A 15,730-nucleotide genomic window follows, 5' to 3' on the forward strand; every position below is an offset into this window, starting at 1 on the left:
ATCCTGCGCGGCGCGGCCCCGCCGGTCTTTCCCTCAGGCGAACGCTTCTTGACGATTCGCGAACGGCCGGGCGTCAGGACAGCGCCTGGGCGCGGAACTCCCGCGGGCTCAGCCCGTACGCGGCCTTGAAGGCGCGGCTGAAGTGCGCCGCGTCCGGCAGGCCCCACGCGGCGCCCACCGCGCTCACCGGGCGGGTCAGCTCCGGCCGGGACAGGTCGCGGCGGCACTGCTCCAGCCGCCGGGTGCGGATCCAGCTCGCGACGCCGGTGCCCTGCTCGGCGAACAGCTTCTGCAGGTACCGGGTGGAGATGTGCAGCGCGGCGGCGACCGAATCCGGGCACAGGTCCGGATCGGACAGATGCGTGTCGATGTAGGCCTGGGCCTGCAGGACGAGCGAATCCGGCGCCGCGCCGGCCTGTTCGGTCAGCAGCGCGGCCAGCAGGTCGAGCACGGCGTCGGCCAGCGGGATCGGCGACGTGGCGCCGCCCAGCTGGCGCACCAGCCGCCGGAACAGCGGCGACAGCAGCGAACCCGGCTCGTCGTCGCCGCGGATGGGCTGCCCCAGGACCTGCCGCGCTCCCCCGGCGCCCAGGCGCAGCCGCTCGCGCGGAAACATGAACACCGCCATCGAGGTCGGCTCGCCGAAGGCCAGCGTGTAGGGCCGGTCGGTGTCGTAGAGCGCGAAGTCGCCGGGCCCGAGCAGCGCCTCCCGGCCGTCCTGCACGAGCAGGCAGCTGCCCCGCACCTGCAGGCCCAGCTTGTAGTAGCCGCGTTCGCTCGCGCTGATCATCGCCTTCGTGCGGCGGACGCGGTGCGGCCCCGCGTCCACTCTGGACACCAGGGTCGAGCCGAGGCGGTCGATGCGCACCTCGCCGCGGAACGACGGCTCCGGCGCGGCCGCCTCCAGCGGCACGAACGCGTCGGAGATGACGTGCCGCCAGTAGTCGACGCTCTCGCCGCCGGGCGCCGCCCGCGTGCTCAGGATCTTCGTCGCTGTGTGGACCACGTTGTCCTCCGCTCTCCCGGTCAGCTTCCGTCGAGGAACGCCCGCACCCGGCGCCGGGTGGCCAGCGCGCGCCACTGCCGGTCCGGGTGGTCGAAGTTGTCGGTGAACTCGTCCGCGCGGCGCGGGTCGTCCGCCAGGCCCCGCCACAGCTCGCCGAGCCACGGCGGCGGGTCCAGCACCAGGTTCGTCCACGCCGACGCGCCCAGCAGAACCTCCTCGCGCGCCCGCGCGACCCGGCGGCAGAACACCTCGTCGTAGACGGTTTCGGCGGCGATCTCCGCGGCGACCACGGCCGCGCTGTAGGCGGCGATGTTCGCGCCCTGCCCCATCACCGGGTCCACCACCACGTGGGCGTCGCCGAGCGCGAGGGCGAACCTGTCGTCGCCCAGCGGCAGGAAGTCCTCCCGCACCGCGGGCGTGACGGCGCCCTGCAGCAGGTCCCGCGGGTCGGTGAGGGCGAAGTCGCCGAGCACGCGCTCGGCCGTCGCCGGGTGGTGCTCGTGCAGCTTCTCCACGACCGTTTTGCGGAACAGCGCCGGGTCCTCCGCCGGGGACAGCTCGTTCAGCACCGCGAGGTCGCCGCCCGGCACGTTCTCGAACAGCAGCGCGGTTACCCGGCCGTGCCGGGACACCAGCGGGATCTCCAGCAGCTCGCCCTGCCCCGGTGCGACGCCGATGGTGACCGCGGCCGGTTCGGCAGGCGCGATGCCGGTGTACAGGCCGGCGCACACCAGCCGGCGCGGCGCGTCGTGCGGGCTGTGTTCCGGGCGGCGCGGGAACAGGCCGCTCAGCGCGCCACGGCCGGACGCGACGACGAGCAGGTCGTGCCGCCGGGCCAGCGCGCCCAGGTCGCGCGGGCCGACCTCGCGCACCTCGACGTGCCCGCCGCGCGCGGCCAGGTCCTCGGCCAGCCGCGGCAGGTAGAGGCGGTGGTCGACGGCGCACGACGGGTGGGTGAACCGGCCGGTGAAGCGGAGGCCGCCGATCCAGTGGTGGTGCGCCCGGTATCCGAACTCGGCCGCGGGCCAGTGGTGCACGCCGAGCGCCCGCTCGCGTTCCAGCAGCGGGTGGTGGTGCGCGACCGTGTTGAGCAGCGGACCGGCCGCCAGCTCGTCGAAGGGCCGGTCGGCGTACAGCGTGACCGGGACGTCGGCGGCACGCAGGGCCAGGCCGAGGTGCAGACCGGCGATGCCCGCCCCGACGATGCCGACCGTGGTCACTGCGCTGTCCTTACTCTATTATCGAGCAGAGAGTTCTATTTCTGAGAGAACAGTACGAGGGCGGCATGGCAGAAGGCAAGGTCGTCGGCGGCGCGGGACTGCAAACACTCGAACGGGGGCTTGCCGTGCTGGAGGCCGTCGCCGAACACGCCCCGTGCACGACGGCGACGATCGCGGAGGTCACCGGCCTGCACCGGTCGATCGCCTACCGCGTCCTGTGCACGCTGGAGGCGCACGGTTACCTGCAGCGCGACCCGGCGGGCCGCTACGAGGTGGGCCTGGCCGTGCTCACCGTCGCCTCGGCCGTGCGTTCGGACCTGCAGTCGCTGGCGCACTCCGCGCTCACGCCGGTCGCCGAGGCCACCGGGACCGTCGCGTTCCTCGCCGTCCCCCACGGCGAGGAGGCGCTCACGCTGGTCACCGTCGAACCACCGGCCGCGGCAGGCCCGGTGTCCTACCGGCCGGGTGTGCGCCACCCGATCACCCGCGGCGCGCCCGGCCTCGCCCTGCTCGCCGCGCTGCCACCGCGCCCGAACGAACGACCCGAGGTCACCCTGGCCCGCGAGCTGGGCCACGTGCGCACCACCGGCGAGGTGCTGCCCGGCATCGGCGCGCTCGCGGTGCCCGTCGCGCTGCGGGCCGGGCGGGTGGCGAGCGCGTGCGTGCTGTTCGTCCCCGGTCGCCTGGACGAGGAGGCCGCGCTGACCGGCCTGCACGCCGCGGCCACCCAGCTCGCCGGCCGCTGACCTGGGCGCCTCGCAGAAGTGGTGGCCCGGGGGTAGCATCGGGCCTGCGGTTGAGCAGGTAGCCGTCATGACGTATCCGACAGGCGCTTGCCGCGCAGTGTGGAGGCCGTGCTCATGGCTCCTCCGGAAACCCGCCCCGCCCCGGTCACGCAGGGGGCCATCCCGGTTCCGCGATCGATCCAGCCCCCGGACGCCGGCGCGTTCACGGTCGAGGTCTCCCAGCCCGCGCCGCACACCCTGCTCGTCGAGGTCGGCGGCGACGTCGACCTGGCCGCCGCCCCCGAACTGTCCCAGGTCATCGGTCACCGCTTGCGCGGCCCGGTGACGCTGCTGGTGCTGGACCTGTCCGAGGTCACCTTCCTCGGCACGGCCGGGCTGACGGTGCTCGTGGAGACCCAGCAGGCCGCCGCGCGCCGCGGCGCCGCCCTGCGGGTCACCGGCACCGGCGCCCGCCCGGTCGAACGCGCGCTGCGCGCGGCGGGGATGCTGCACAGCCTGCCCGCCGCCGACGAGCCCGCCGAGGACATCGCGCTGCGGCACGTCGCGGAGCAGAACGTCGGGCGGGCGCCCTGGTGACGCCGCGGGCGTGACGCCCTAGAGGACCAGGTCCGCCGGCCCGCCGACCTCCTTCGCGGTCGTCGCCGATTCCTGCTGCCCCAGGGGATCCGCGTCGCCGAGCGGGCCGAACGACAGCCCGGTCAGGTCCTCGATGCGCCGGACCGGCACCTGGAACGTGCGGTAGGCGCCGTAGGAGAACTCGGCGGCCGCGACCTCCAGGCCCTGCAGCAGCTGTTCCTGGCTGAGCAGATAGCCGGTGGCCGACAGGCTGCCGTCCTGCCGGACCATCGCCACCACCTTGAAGAACTGCCGCGGCAGCTGCACGCCCCGGTACTGGTCGTCGTCGGCGGCGAACACCGGGCCGGTGACGACGCTGACCCGCAGGTCCCGGTTGTCGGCGTTTTCCAGCACGTAGTCCTCCAGCCCCGCCCACGTCGTGCGGTTCTGGTTGAAGTCCTCGTGCTGCGGCGTGCAGTTGGTGAAGTGGAAGGTGTCGTCGTTGGCCGACTTCGCCGCTTCCCGCGACGGTCCCCACGCCGGATCGAGCCGGCGCACGAGGTGCCCGCGGTCGAGCGGGTTGTCCGCGTAGACCGGCTCACCGGTCTGCTCCTCCTCCGGCACCCGCGGGTCCAGCGACCACTTGTCCTTCTCGCGGCGCAACCGGACGCTCGTCGCGCCGTCGATGTTGACCGCGGTGAAGAACGCGAGCCTGCGCTGCTTGTTCAGCACCACGCTGAAGTGGTGGTAGGGCAGCACGTGCTTCGGTTCGCTCGTGGCCTGCCGGTTCACCGCGGCCAGCGGCACCAGGTCCGGTGACAGCTCGGGCAGCGGAACCCGGTGACCGGCCAGGAAATCCGGGTCGTAACCGGCCCGGTTGCCGTAGTCCGGGTCGATGCGGATGGCCTCGGTGACGGGGGCGGCGACCACCGGCGAGGGCTCGCCGAACACGCCGGCCAGCAGGGCCTGCTGCTCGGGCGGGAACGTGCGGACGCGCAGGGCGGCCAGCAGGCGGCTGACCCGCACCCCCTCGTTGACGACGCCGCCCAGTTCGCCCTTCTCCGGCGCGGGGACGCTGGCGTGGTGCAACGCCACGATCTCCCACTGGTCGTTGAAGACCGGCGAGCCCGACGAGCCCGGTTCGGTGTCGGTCTCGTAGTGCAGGAAACGCTCCAGCACGTCGACGATCCTGTTCTCCCGCAACGCGATCTGCTTCCGCTCGCCGTTCGGGTGCTGCACGATCGTCACGAAGTCGCCGACGATCGCCTTGCCCTCGGCCTCGACCAGCCGGTTGAACCCGAACGGCGCCAGCTCCGCGGCGGTGGCCCGGACCGCGACGAGCGCGAAGTCCAGGCCCTGGTCGGCCGCGAAGAACCGCGCCGGGTCCAGCGCGAGCAGCCGCACCGGCAGCGGCAGGCCGTCGGCGCCGTCCTGGTAGTCGAACTCGACGACGCTGCACGCGGCGGTCGCGGCGTCGGCGAGGACGTGGTGGTTGGTGAGCAGCAGCTCCGCCGACACCAGCGACCCGGTGCCGTAGCCGCGCAGGCGGCCGCGGTCGTCGCGGATGGAGATGCGGCCCACCGCCTTCGCCGCGCGCACCCCGCCTTCGAGGTAGCCGACGCCGAGCAGGTCGTCGGTGCGGATGATCCGCTCCAGCACGGTGCCCGCGTCGCGCAGCGCGTCCTCCTGCCCCTCCGCGATGGCTACCGGGTCGACCGGGCGGACGTCCGGGCGGGAGCGGCTCAGCCGGTCGATGCGGGTGGCGACCCGGCCGGGGTCGTCGGCCTTCGCGAGCCCGAACGGCTCGGCCAGGATGGCGATCTTGCGCAGGCGTTCGTCCTCGCGCTCGTGCACGCGCTTCTCGACCGCGTCGCGGTCCGGGTAGGACGTCATGTCAGCGGTCCGTGGGGATCGCGACTTCGCCGTCCTCGCCGATGAGCCGGTCGAGGACTTCGTCGGGCAGCCACACCCGGTGCGGGTAGTTGTCGCCCCACGAGTTGAGGATCGGCACGGCGTTCAGTTCGTCGGCGCTCGAGTTGGCGAGCACCTGGTGCACGTCCGCGGCGGAGGTCGCCCAGCGGAACGCGAGGATCCCGTCCGCCACGTCCGGCTCGTACCCGGCGCGCTCGCCCGAGTCGTCCCCGGCGAAGTCCTCCCGCCAGTCGACGTGGCCTGCGGCGACGAGCACTTCGGCGGCGGCACGGACGGAGGTGCCCTCGTCGTCGCCGGGGTTGGTCTGCGGCCACTCGTCGCGTTCCTTGGCGCGGTCCCACAGCCAGCGCGCGGCGTACAGGCCCTTGTTCAGCAGGGTCATGCAGCGCGACCAGCCGAAACCGACGCAGGCGCCCTCGTGGCCCTGGTCGTAGAAGCGGTACCAGTCGTCCGTGTCCGGGTCGCCGCCCGGTTCCAGGCAGACGCAGTGCCCGCCGCGGATCCGGCCGAGGTCGCCCCGGTGGCCGATGAAGAACTCGCCGGACCGCTCGTCGCGCTCCGGCTCGTCGAACGCCTCGTACCAGTTGACGCCGATCACCACGGGCACGGCGCTGGGGCGGTCCACCTCCGGCAGCGCCGTGATCGGGTAGTTCTCCAGGTGGCGCCAGTCGTCCGGGATGTAGCGGCCGAGCCGCCCGTCCAGGGGATCGCTGCCGATGGGACGGTAACGCATGATCCACTCCCGCGGGTGAGTCCGGAGGGCCTCCTCCTGGAGTCGCGGCCGGGGCGCGGAAGTTACTTGATCCGGTGTGGCCGTGGGGTGAACGATTCGTTGCCGCTGCTACGCTTCCGCGCGTGCAGGAGGACGGGCCGGTCGTGGACATCTACACCGACGGCGCGTGCAGCGGGAACCCCGGGCCGGGCGGCTGGGGCGCGGTGCTGCGCTACGGGCGGCACGAGAAGGAGCTCTACGGCGGCGAACCCGGCACGACGACGAACAACCGCATGGAGCTGATGGCGCCGATCCGCGCGCTGGAGGCGCTGACGCGGCCCTCGGTGGTGCGGGTGTACACGGACTCGAGCTACGTCCGCAACGGCGTGACGCAGTGGATGCCGCGCTGGAAGACGAACGGCTGGCAGACGGCGAGCCGCGAGCCGGTGAAGAACGCGGACCTGTGGCAACGCCTCGACGCGGCGATCGGCGCCCACGAGGTGCAGTGGCACTGGGTCAAGGGGCACGCCGGACACCCCGAGAACGAACGAGCCGACAAGCTCGCCGTGCGAGGCGCGAAGGAAGCCGCCGGGCGCGGGTGATCTTCCGGCGGGGGTGATTTCCCCGGGAGTGGTCTCCCGGCAGGGGTGACTTCCTCACCGCCACGATCTCCCGGACGGAAGCTGCTCGCCACTGCCCCCCGCCGCGCCAGGCGCGGCGGCTGGGTCCGCCCTCGGCGCCTGGTCGCCCCGGCCTGAACCCGGCAGCCGCCGCTGACCCGCGCCCCCGGCCCGCGCGGTTCCTCAGGCCGAGGCGGCCCGGAAACGGTCGGCCAGCCGGAGGGCCGACATGCCGAGCCCGGCGGGAAACGCCGGCGCCGCGGGAGTGGTCAGGCGCTTCAGCTCCGGCTCGGTGTAGCGCACGCACTGGCGGTGCCACTCGAGGATGCCGGACATCCAGTCCTTCAGCTCGTCGGCGTGGCGGAGGAGCGCGTCGCGGGCGGGCTGGTCCAGTTCGGCGTCCTCGAAGAGCTGTGGCAGGTCCGTGGCGAGGATGTGCTCGAACTGTCCCATCCGTGCCGTCATCAGGTCGTTCACCACGTCCCGCGCGGCGAGCCGGTCCAGGCCGAGGAAGTGTTCCACGACCAGCACCATGTTGTGCAGCTCGCCCTCGAACTCGATCTCCTTCTGGTAGGAGAACAGGTCGTTCGCGAAGCACGCGTAGTCCTGCGCCGCGGTCTCCAGCTCACGCAGCGTCCTCGTGCCGAACAGCTCCGGCGGCACCTCGGTCAGGTGCGTGATCCTGGCCAGGCTCATCGTCATGTCCGAGCCGAACGTGCGCCGCCGCATCTCGACGTAGTCGATCGGGTCCGGGATGCGGTTCTGCGCCTGGTTGGCCAGCTCCCACACCCAGCTCGCGGTCATGTCCTCGACCGCCTTCCGGAACACCCGCCGCGCGTCGCCGCTCAGCGGGGTCGCCGTGCGCCGCCACAGGTCCTGCAGGCCGCGCTCGAGCGGGGTCAGCGGCTCCGGCGTCTCCCCCGCGTCCAGTGGCATGAACAGCGACAGCCGGTCGTTGGTCACCTTCGCGGCGGGCACGTTGCGGCCCGCGCCGAACACCGCCGGGAAGTAGTCGTCGCCGTAGGTGCCCCACGCCAGCCACGCCGTGGACAGGTGCAGCTCGTCCGGATCGGCGTCCGCGTGGATCATCGACGCGCAGTGCGCCAGGTCGATCCCCCGCAGCCGTTCCTCGTCCCACACCCCGCCGGCCTCCACACCCGGCACGGAATCGTAGAAACCCATTTCCCGGCACCACTGCGCGTTGTGCTCGCGCGCCTCGTCCAGGTGCGGGCTCGTGCGGAACGCGTACGGCATGTAGATCTCCGGCAGCGGCAGGTGCCCGACCTTCGTGAACGGCACGTGGTCACGCTGCTGCGTGCGGGTGCGCAGGACCGGTCCGGCCGTGAGCCGGCTGGAGCCGCCGCCGGCCGCGCCCTCGTTCATGTAGCGGCTGGACCGCGCGTGCCACTCGTGACCGCCGGACTGCCAGTCCTGCAGTCCCTTGACGTACGCCCCGACGGCGATCTGCTCGTGCGGCAGGGCCGCGTGCTCGGCCAGCAGCGCGGGCACGTCGACCAAGGCGGTGTCCTCGAACTGCTGCAGCCGGGACGTCAGGAGGTCGTTGACCAGCTCGGCCGCCTCCTGGGTGGAACAGCCGAGGAACCGTTCGAGCACCAGCACGGCGTTGGAGTTCTCGCCCTCCTCCTGCACCTCGCGCTGGTAGGAGAACAGGTCGTTGCGCAGGTGCACGGCGTCGGCGAACGTGTCGGACAGGACCTCGACGGGCCGCGTCGCCGACAACCGGTCGGGCACCTCGGCCCGCACGGCGTACTCGACCAGGTTCGCCGACCACGGCGCCCCGCCGACCCGCCGCCGCATCTGGATGTACTCGATGGGGTTGGCGACGCGGCCCAGGTCGATGTTCGCCAGTTCCCACATCGACTCGACCATCAGGTTGTGGGTGCTCAGGGTGAACCGCCGCCGCCACCCCTCCGACATCGCCGGGATCGTGCGCTCCCACAGGTCCTTCAGCCCGGCCTCGGCGGGGTTCGCCGGCTCCGGCGGCTCCTGGCCGGGCGCGGTCATGAACAGCTCGAGGCGGTCCAGGTACTCCTTCGCGCCAGCCATGTCGCGGGAGTACTTGAACTGTTCGAGGAAGTGGTCGTCGAAGAAGAACACCCAGACGTACCAGTCGGTGATCAGGTCGAGGGCCGGGCCCTCGCAGTCCGGGTGCGTGTAGGCGCACATGAGGGCGTAGTCCATCTCGGCCAGCGCCGCCTCGGTCCACACCACACCCCCGCCGGGCTTGGCCGCGTCGAGCATGCCCATGCGACGCGCCCAGTCCATGCTGTGCGCGCGGGTGCCCTCCAGGTTCGGGTTGATCCTGGCCGGATGGGGGACGTAGAACTCGGGCAGAGTGAAGGCCTGCATGTCTTCGACGGTGCCATCGGTGATCGGGTGGCGGCAACGGCCAGGCGAGCGACCCGGGGTCCTGTTCGGATGAACCGGCGAGAACACCCTCAGTGGCCTCGGTGTCCTTTTCGGACAGTGCCGGTTTTGTCAGTCACGACCAGCGGTTCTTCTCGGAATACTGGGAGCATTTGAAATCTCGCCAGAATTCGGGACTGGGCCGTTCGAGCGATTTCACCGCAACCGATGAAACCAATGGGGTGAAACGGCGACTATTCCGGCCATGGTCCGCACGATCAACGGCAAGAAGCGCCCCTTCGGGGAGGACCGCCCCAAGAAGGGCGGCAAGGCGATCGTCGCGGCCGTGGCGGTGGGTGCGCTGACAGCGGGCGGGGCCGGACTGACCACGGGCGGCGGCGTCACCGGCGGTTCCGCCACCTCCGCCCACGGCAAGTCGGCCGGCAAGGACGCCGCCCGCAAGGGACAGCGCGGCGAGGCCTGGAACCGCATCGGCCTGCGCCAGCTGCGGCAGACCGCTCACGCCGCGACGACCTGCGGCGCCCAATCCTACGGCCAGGTCCAGCAGTTCTTCCGGACGCACCCGTGCCGCAAGCTGGACCGGCTCCTCCTCGCGATCGGGGACACGCGCGGCAACACCGTCGTCGTGTCGATCGCGTGGGTGCGCATGCCCAGCGCGGGCACCGCGGCCGACCTCAAGGAGCTCGCCGACACCGACGGCACGGGCAACGTCGAGCCCCTGGCGGCCGGCGCGCTCGGCCTCACCGGCGTCGAGTTCACGGGGCGGTACTACGGGTCCCGGCGCGACGGCTCGCTCGTCGTCATCGCGGAGGCCGCGCCCGGCGGCGGTCGGCCGGACCCCGCGACGATGGACGACGCCGCCGAGGTCGCGGCCGAGTTCCCACCGCCCTAACGCCGCTCCAGGACGCCGCGGATGAACGCGGCCTGCCCGGCGTGCTGGAGGTCGTCGGAGAGGATGCTGACCAGCCGGACCCCGAGGGTCACCGGCGGGTCCCACGCCTCGTCGACCACGTCGTCCAGCCGGTCTTCGCGCAGCGAGCCCAGCCACGCGACCGTCGAATCGTGCACCGCGTCGTGGTAGCCGGTGAGCAGTTTGGCCTCCGCGCGCACCGCGGCGACGTCCTTGGAGCGGTGCCCGTAGCCCGTCGCCCCCGGACGGAACGGCAGCCCGAACCGCTCGTGCCACCCCTGCTCGGTCCACACCTGCGGCGTGCCTGCCAGGTCCGCGATGTGGTCGTCCTGCACGCGCGTGAGGTGCCAGACCAGCCACGCGATCGAGTTGGCGTCCGCGTCGAGGCGCTCGGCCAGCTGGTCCTCGGTCAGCCCGTCGACGGCCTCGTGCACGACCTCCTGGACGCGGCCGAACCCGTCGATCACCAAGTCCGCAACAGTCATGCCCCCACGCTAACCGCGATCGACCAGTCCCGCCGCCACGAGCTGGACCACCACGAGCACGGCGATCGCCTCGGCCGCCAGCAGACCGGTCAGGACCAGCACCTGCGTCACCCCGGCCTGCACCGGGCTGGCCCCGCCGAGCAGCACGCCGACGTAGGCGCCGGGCAGGGTCACCAGGCCGACCGTGCGGGTCTGGTCGAGCGCGGGGATCAGCGCCTGCCCGGCGCTGGGACGGCAGATCTCCAGCGCGGCCGCCCGCGGCAGGAAACCGAGCGCGAGCGCGGCTTCGTACTCGCCGTGCCGCGTGGCCAGCTCGTCGAGGGCGCGGCGGGCGGCCTGGGACGTCGCGCTCATGGCGCCGCCGATGACGATGCCGGCGATCGGCACCACCGCGATCGGCTCCAGCGGCGCCACACCCGACCCCAGCACCAGCGCGAGCACCGGGAGAACACCGCACGCCAGGGCGACGGCGATCCACGGCACGCGGCGCAGCCGGAGCCCGACGCGGCGGGCCGAGGTGACCGCGGCGACGGTGAACATGAGCAGCACGAACAGCCCGGTCAGCCAGCCGGACCGGAGCACGGCGGTGATCAGCAGCGACACCGCGCCCAGCTGGACGATCGCGCGGCCGGCCGCCGTGGCGACCGCCCACCCGGGCCCGAGCCGGCCGAGCCACACCGCGAGGGCGCCCACCACGACGAGCGCGGCGAGGACGACGGCCAGCACCGGCCCGGTCTGCAGCGTCGCACCGTTCACGAGGTGATCGTGCCCCACGGCGACCGCGGGAGGCGGCGCGGACGGGTCAGGGCAGCGACTTCGAGCAGCGCACCATGCCCCGCGGCGCCGACACGGACCGCTCGCTCACCACGACCCCGTCGACGATGATGCGGCACGTCAGGGTGCCGCCGCCGGCGTTCTGCGCCGTCAGGCTGAAGTACTGCTCCGAGCCCTGCGGCCCGGTGCGCTCGATCGACACCGACCACGGCGTGTCCGTTTCGAGGACCTGGGCGATGTCGGCGCCCTTCGCCACGTACGTCACGTTCAGCGCACCGGCGCCGCCCGTCAGCTCGTACGTCACGGCGTAGGACACCTGCGGCACCGGCGCGACCGGCGCCACGACCGGCGCGCTGGCCCCGCTGAGCGACCCCACCGACGGGTCGGCGGAGCGCTGCCCGGCGACGAGCAGCGAGGTGAGGCCGACCGTCAGGACCACCCCGAGGGCGGCGAACACCGCCATCGAACTGGCCAGCGGCCGCCGCGGTCCCGGCCCGGGACCCACGGTGGGAACAACACCCATGGCGTCGTCTTCTCTCGGCTCACCGCGCTTCCACCGAGCGCGTCAACCATTCCTCGCAAGCCGAGCGTGAATCGTTACCTAGCGGGAACACCACCGTCCGCTTTTCACCCGCTCGGGGTAGTGCAACCCCGCTGACCTGCGACTTCTACTCGCTCGTATCGTCGATCGCGCCGGTCTCCACGGCCAGGATCCCGGGCTGCTCGGCCAGCGCCGCGAGCAGGTCGTCGACGCCCCGCGGCCCGAGCAGCCGCATCCTCAGGTCGATCACGCCGCCGGAGTCGCGACGGTCGGTCAGGGCCTGCTGGACCGAGTAGCCGGAACGGGTCGCCAGTTCGAGGATGCGCCGCAGCGCCCCCTCGCCGTCCCGGTAGGCCAGGCGCACCGTCGTCGTCGCGGGGCTCCGGCGCGTCAGCAGCCGCACCAGCGGCGGGTAGCCGTAGACCACCACGAAGTGCGCCGCGGTGACGACCACCGCCAGGAGCGGCAGCCCGGCGGCGCACGCGCAGCCCACCGCCACGCTCATCCACACCACCGCCGCGGTGGTCAGGCCGCGCACCACGTCGCGCCGCACGAAGATCAGCCCGCCGCCGATGAATCCGATCCCGGACACGATCTGCGCCGCCACCCGCGACGGGTCCAGCACGACCCGCCCCGGCTCGAGCACGTCGGTGAAGCCGTACTTGCTCACCAGGAGGAACAGCGCCGCGCCCACCCCGACCAGCGTGTGCGTGCGCAGGCCGGCGCTCTTCTGCTTCAGTTCGCGTTCCAGGCCGATCAGCGAGCACAGCACCAGCGCGAGCACGAGTTCGCCGACCTGCTGCCAGCCCTGGCCCGAGGGTTCGGAAAACACCCGGCCAGGCTAGTGCCCGCTCTCCCGCTGCTGCTCGGCCAGAAAGTGCGTTATGTCCTTTGTGGAGGGGTAGAGTTCGCGGTACCGCGCGTAGAACCGGTCATAGGTGTCCACCGCGGCAGGATCCGGGCGAACCGTGCTCGCCACCGGGTTCCAACGCGTGATGTCCGGCTCCGTGCCGATCGCGACGGCCGCCAGCAGCGCGTCGCCGAGCGCGGCGCCGATCGTCTCCGCGGGCACCTGCTGGTCGGCGCCCGTCACGTCGCTGACGATCTGCGTCCACAGCCCGCCCTGCGTGCCGCCGCCGACCGCGACCAGCCGGCCCGCCGCGCCGCCGGAGTCGCGCATGGCCTCCAGGTTGTGCCGCACCCCGTAGGCGATGCCCTCCAGGGCAGCGCGGTAGATCTCGCCGATGCCATGCGAGGTGGTCAGCCCCGCCAGCACGCCGCGGGCGTCCGGGTCGAACAGCGGCGTGCGCTCGCCCGCGAAGTAGGGCAGCATCAGCAGGCCCCGGCTGCCCGGCGGCACCTTCGCGGCCTGGTCGACGAGCGTGGCGAAGTCGCCGCCGACGAGACGGCGCAGCCAGTCGGTGATCGCGCCGGAGGTCGCCATTCCGGCCGCGAGCGAGTACGTGCCGGGGAAGGCGCCGCACGTCGTCCACAGGCCGGTGTGCGGGCGCGGGTCGGCCAGCACCTGGATGAGGAACATCGTGGTGCCGTACATGACCATCGTGTCGCCCGGCTCGGCGACGCCGACGCTGGCGGCCTCGGCCCACGCGTCGACGGTCCCGGCGGTGACCGGGAGACCTTGGGGCAGACCGGTTTCCGCCGCCGCGGCCGCGCTGACCACGCCGGCCACCTCGGTCGGCCACACCAGCCGCGGCAACTCGACGCCGGGCGCGCACAGCGCCGCCCAGTCCGCGGCCCAGTCCCCCGCGCGCAGGTCGTACATCGGGTCGCACTGGCTGGCCGAGTGGTGGTCCAGGACGTACTCGCCGGTCAGCCGGTGCACGAGGTAGGAACTGCACATCAAGAACAGCCGGGTGCGCCGGAACACCTCCGGCTCGTGGCGGGCGAGCCAGCGCCACTTCGGGCCGACCGCCTGCGACGACAGCGCCGTCCCGGCCCGCTCCAGAATGGACTCCGCGCCGAGTTCGGCGGTCAGCTCCTCGATCTCCCGGGACGCCCGGGTGTCCACGCCGTACAGGATGGCGGGCCGCAGCGGCTTGCCGTCCGAGTCGGCGGGCAGCAGCACCGGCCCGATGCCGCTCACCGCCAGCGCGGCCGGCTTCCGATCGCCCGCCGCCGCGACCAGTTCCCGGGTCAGTGCGAGGAAGTCCTGCCACCACACGGTTTCCGCGTCGTGCTCGACCCAGCCCGGGTGCGGGCACGACGTCTCGTGCGCCCGCGAGACGCGGGCGACGATCTCGCCGTCGGGGGTGACCAGGACGCCCTTCGAGCTGGACGTCCCGATGTCGATGCCGAGCAGCAGATCAGTCACGGGACCACTCGTGCACGTCGACGCCGAGCAGGCCGGCCGCGGCCCGCAGCTCGGCGCGGCGGTCGCCCGGGATGGCGTGGATGTGGTTGGCCCCGAACTGCGACAGGAACGTCTCGGCGGGCGCGTCCAGCCGCGCCCACGCGTGCGGCCACTCCGGCGTGGACTGCCGCATCAGGGACTCGTTGGTCTCGTCGTCGTAGTTCTCGAACTCGCCCAGCATCAGCTGCAGACGGTACTCCCCGGCCTGCCGGGTGAGCCGCCCCAGCGTCATCTGCCCTGGCGCGGCGATGTGCTGGACCGACGCGCCACCCGCGGGGAAGAAGAACACCTCCGGATAGAAGTGGACCTTCGCCAGGTTCTCCGCCGGGTCGTCGCTGCGCGCGGCGTACCAGGTGGCGTGCTGGCCGGAGTTGCACAGGTCCCAGATGTCGCGGTCGGCGTGGTAGTGGCGCACGTCGGCGAACAGCACCGGGTCACCGGAGATCTTGTGCATGAGCTGCATGGTCAGCGCGCCGTCCATGTCCGCCTCGGTGGCGGTGACGTGCACCGGCTTGGGGCCGTTCCAGTCGTAGGGGTCGTTGAGGAACGCCTCGGTGACGTCCATCGTGGCGAAGTGCTCGGTCAGCTCCGGCTGGCCCTTGATGCCGGAGAAGTCGAGCTTGCGCTCGTCGATGATGTCGCGGATCGCCAGGTACGACCGGATCTGCCGCTCCAGCAGCTCGGGCGTGAGCTTCTGGCCGTCGTAGTGGACACCGGCGGCGTGCTCCTCGATCCAGCGGCGCGCCTTGGCCGCTTCGCCGACGTCGGCCTTCTCCGCGCGCAGCACCAGCTCGTACTGGTCGATCTCCTCGACGTCGACGCCGAACTGGCGCATCCACTGGTCGGTGTTGGCGACCGCGGTGTTCATGCCCATCGGGCGGCCGCCGAAGCGGCCGAAGGTGGACCCGCGCAGCGACGCGACCGCGGCGGCGGCCCGCGCGTGCGCGCCGACCCGGCCGGCCAGGTCCGCGTCGTCCGGCGCGCCCCACATCCGGGTGTGGGCGCGGCCGATCTGGTCCAGCGCGCCGCCGGCGGCGAGCATGCCGACCAGCCCCGGCTCGGTGGGGTCGGTGCTGGCGACCAGGATCAGCGGGCTGCGCGTGGCGTCCGCGGCGAGCATCGTGAAGTGCGGAAAGCTCCACACCGCGTAGTAGAAGATCGTGACGTCCACCCCGGCGGCGGCGACCTCCCGCGCCACCGACGTGGCCAGCGTGTTGGTCGCGACCAGGTCCGGCCCCGCGACCACGTCGTGCCCGGCCGCGGTCAGCGAGCGCACGAGCTCGTCCTGTTTGGACTGGATGAACCGGGCGTTGCGCGCGTGCACATGGTCACGCCCGTCGGAAATGCTGATCACACCGATGCGGGCCACGCTGCCTCCTAGGGCGGGTAATCGATTACTCAAGACGCTATTCTGGACCCCGGACGGTGTCAATAGCCGCCCGTCCACCGCGTGAGCGGCGAGGAAGACGG

The 15,730-nt window shown here is 72.6% G+C and carries 15 protein-coding genes; 4 read left to right on the forward strand and 11 right to left on the reverse strand.

Annotated features, from left to right (window positions below; translation table 11 throughout):
- Nucleotides 1–73: 73 nt before the first annotated feature.
- Nucleotides 74–1,006, reverse strand: coding sequence for an AraC-like ligand-binding domain-containing protein (locus AMYTH_RS0113505; protein WP_084022579.1), 933 nt, complete (start codon nucleotides 1,004–1,006; stop codon nucleotides 74–76).
- Between the two features lie 20 nt (nucleotides 1,007–1,026).
- Nucleotides 1,027–2,226 (reverse strand): styrene monooxygenase/indole monooxygenase family protein, encoded by a 1,200-nt coding sequence (locus tag AMYTH_RS0113510; protein WP_027930768.1) that lies wholly within the window; start codon nucleotides 2,224–2,226, stop codon nucleotides 1,027–1,029.
- Between the two features lie 65 nt (nucleotides 2,227–2,291).
- Here AMYTH_RS0113510 and AMYTH_RS0113515 point away from each other — a divergent pair, with 65 nt between their 5' ends.
- Together AMYTH_RS0113515 and AMYTH_RS0113520 are read left to right on the forward strand one after the other, a co-directional pair.
- Nucleotides 2,292–2,972 carry an IclR family transcriptional regulator gene (locus AMYTH_RS0113515; RefSeq protein ID WP_027930769.1) on the forward strand — a complete coding sequence of 227 codons (681 nt, stop codon included), beginning with the start codon at nucleotides 2,292–2,294 and terminating at the stop codon, nucleotides 2,970–2,972.
- A 114-nt stretch (nucleotides 2,973–3,086) separates the two neighbouring features.
- Nucleotides 3,087–3,548, forward strand: coding sequence for an STAS domain-containing protein (locus AMYTH_RS0113520; RefSeq protein WP_228684739.1), 462 nt, complete (start codon nucleotides 3,087–3,089; stop codon nucleotides 3,546–3,548).
- Between the two features lie 18 nt (nucleotides 3,549–3,566).
- Here AMYTH_RS0113520 and AMYTH_RS0113525 read toward each other — a convergent pair whose 3' ends face one another.
- Entirely contained in the window at nucleotides 3,567–5,420 is a 1,854-nt protein-coding gene (locus AMYTH_RS0113525) for a DNA/RNA non-specific endonuclease (protein WP_027930771.1), read from the reverse strand.
- 1 nt (nucleotide 5,421) lies between these two features.
- A complete protein-coding gene (locus tag AMYTH_RS0113530; RefSeq protein WP_027930772.1) occupies nucleotides 5,422–6,192 on the reverse strand; it encodes a hypothetical protein in 771 nt (256 codons plus the stop codon).
- Between the two features lie 122 nt (nucleotides 6,193–6,314).
- Between AMYTH_RS0113530 and rnhA the strand changes: the two genes are divergently transcribed.
- Nucleotides 6,315–6,773, forward strand: coding sequence for a ribonuclease HI (gene rnhA / locus AMYTH_RS0113535; protein ID WP_026153069.1), 459 nt, complete (start codon nucleotides 6,315–6,317; stop codon nucleotides 6,771–6,773).
- A gap of 201 nt (nucleotides 6,774–6,974) precedes the next feature.
- Here rnhA and AMYTH_RS0113540 read toward each other — a convergent pair whose 3' ends face one another.
- Nucleotides 6,975–9,161: a terpene synthase family protein gene (locus AMYTH_RS0113540; protein WP_027930773.1), complete on the reverse strand. Its 2,187-nt coding sequence runs from the start codon at nucleotides 9,159–9,161 to the stop codon at nucleotides 6,975–6,977.
- 262 nt (nucleotides 9,162–9,423) lie between these two features.
- Here AMYTH_RS0113540 and AMYTH_RS0113545 point away from each other — a divergent pair, with 262 nt between their 5' ends.
- Nucleotides 9,424–10,071 carry a hypothetical protein gene (locus tag AMYTH_RS0113545; protein WP_027930774.1) on the forward strand — a complete coding sequence of 216 codons (648 nt, stop codon included), beginning with the start codon at nucleotides 9,424–9,426 and terminating at the stop codon, nucleotides 10,069–10,071.
- Here the strand turns inward: AMYTH_RS0113545 and AMYTH_RS0113550 are convergent.
- The 6 genes from AMYTH_RS0113550 to AMYTH_RS0113575 form a co-directional block, all read right to left on the reverse strand.
- Nucleotides 10,068–10,574 (reverse strand): mycothiol transferase, encoded by a 507-nt coding sequence (locus AMYTH_RS0113550; protein ID WP_027930775.1) that lies wholly within the window; start codon nucleotides 10,572–10,574, stop codon nucleotides 10,068–10,070. The genes AMYTH_RS0113545 and AMYTH_RS0113550 overlap by 4 nt on opposite strands.
- A 9-nt stretch (nucleotides 10,575–10,583) precedes the next feature.
- Nucleotides 10,584–11,330 (reverse strand): ABC transporter permease, encoded by a 747-nt coding sequence (locus AMYTH_RS0113555; RefSeq protein ID WP_027930776.1) that lies wholly within the window; start codon nucleotides 11,328–11,330, stop codon nucleotides 10,584–10,586.
- A gap of 46 nt (nucleotides 11,331–11,376) precedes the next feature.
- A complete protein-coding gene (locus AMYTH_RS0113560; RefSeq protein ID WP_228684741.1) occupies nucleotides 11,377–11,871 on the reverse strand; it encodes an MmpS family transport accessory protein in 495 nt (164 codons plus the stop codon).
- A 145-nt stretch (nucleotides 11,872–12,016) separates the two neighbouring features.
- Nucleotides 12,017–12,721, reverse strand: a complete 705-nt coding sequence (locus AMYTH_RS0113565) for an MgtC/SapB family protein (protein WP_027930778.1) — start codon at nucleotides 12,719–12,721, stop codon at nucleotides 12,017–12,019.
- A gap of 9 nt (nucleotides 12,722–12,730) precedes the next feature.
- On the reverse strand, nucleotides 12,731–14,221 hold the full coding sequence (locus tag AMYTH_RS0113570; protein ID WP_027930779.1) for an FGGY-family carbohydrate kinase: 1,491 nt from the start codon (nucleotides 14,219–14,221) through the stop codon (nucleotides 12,731–12,733).
- Complete coding sequence (locus AMYTH_RS0113575) at nucleotides 14,214–15,629, reverse strand: L-fucose/L-arabinose isomerase family protein (RefSeq protein ID WP_027930780.1); 1,416 nt, start codon at nucleotides 15,627–15,629, stop codon at nucleotides 14,214–14,216. The genes AMYTH_RS0113570 and AMYTH_RS0113575 overlap by 8 nt, the downstream gene beginning before the upstream one ends.
- Nucleotides 15,630–15,730 lie beyond the last annotated feature (101 nt).

Origin of the sequence: Amycolatopsis thermoflava N1165 (assembly GCF_000473265.1) — a bacterium.
In the GTDB taxonomy this organism is placed as follows: Bacteria; Actinomycetota; Actinomycetes; order Mycobacteriales; family Pseudonocardiaceae; genus Amycolatopsis_E; species Amycolatopsis_E thermoflava.

Coding starts and splice junctions, on each gene's coding strand:
- AMYTH_RS0113515 (WP_027930769.1), top strand. CDS start 2,292: ATGGCAGAAGGCAAGGTCGTCGGCGGCGCGGGACTGCAAACACTCGAA.
- AMYTH_RS0113520 (WP_228684739.1), top strand. CDS start 3,087: ATGGCTCCTCCGGAAACCCGCCCCGCCCCGGTCACGCAGGGGGCCATC.
- AMYTH_RS0113525 (WP_027930771.1), bottom strand. CDS start 5,420: ATGACGTCCTACCCGGACCGCGACGCGGTCGAGAAGCGCGTGCACGAG.
- AMYTH_RS0113530 (WP_027930772.1), bottom strand. CDS start 6,192: ATGCGTTACCGTCCCATCGGCAGCGATCCCCTGGACGGGCGGCTCGGC.
- AMYTH_RS0113540 (WP_027930773.1), bottom strand. CDS start 9,161: ATGCAGGCCTTCACTCTGCCCGAGTTCTACGTCCCCCATCCGGCCAGG.
- AMYTH_RS0113545 (WP_027930774.1), top strand. CDS start 9,424: ATGGTCCGCACGATCAACGGCAAGAAGCGCCCCTTCGGGGAGGACCGC.
- AMYTH_RS0113550 (WP_027930775.1), bottom strand. CDS start 10,574: ATGACTGTTGCGGACTTGGTGATCGACGGGTTCGGCCGCGTCCAGGAG.
- AMYTH_RS0113560 (WP_228684741.1), bottom strand. CDS start 11,871: ATGGGTGTTGTTCCCACCGTGGGTCCCGGGCCGGGACCGCGGCGGCCG.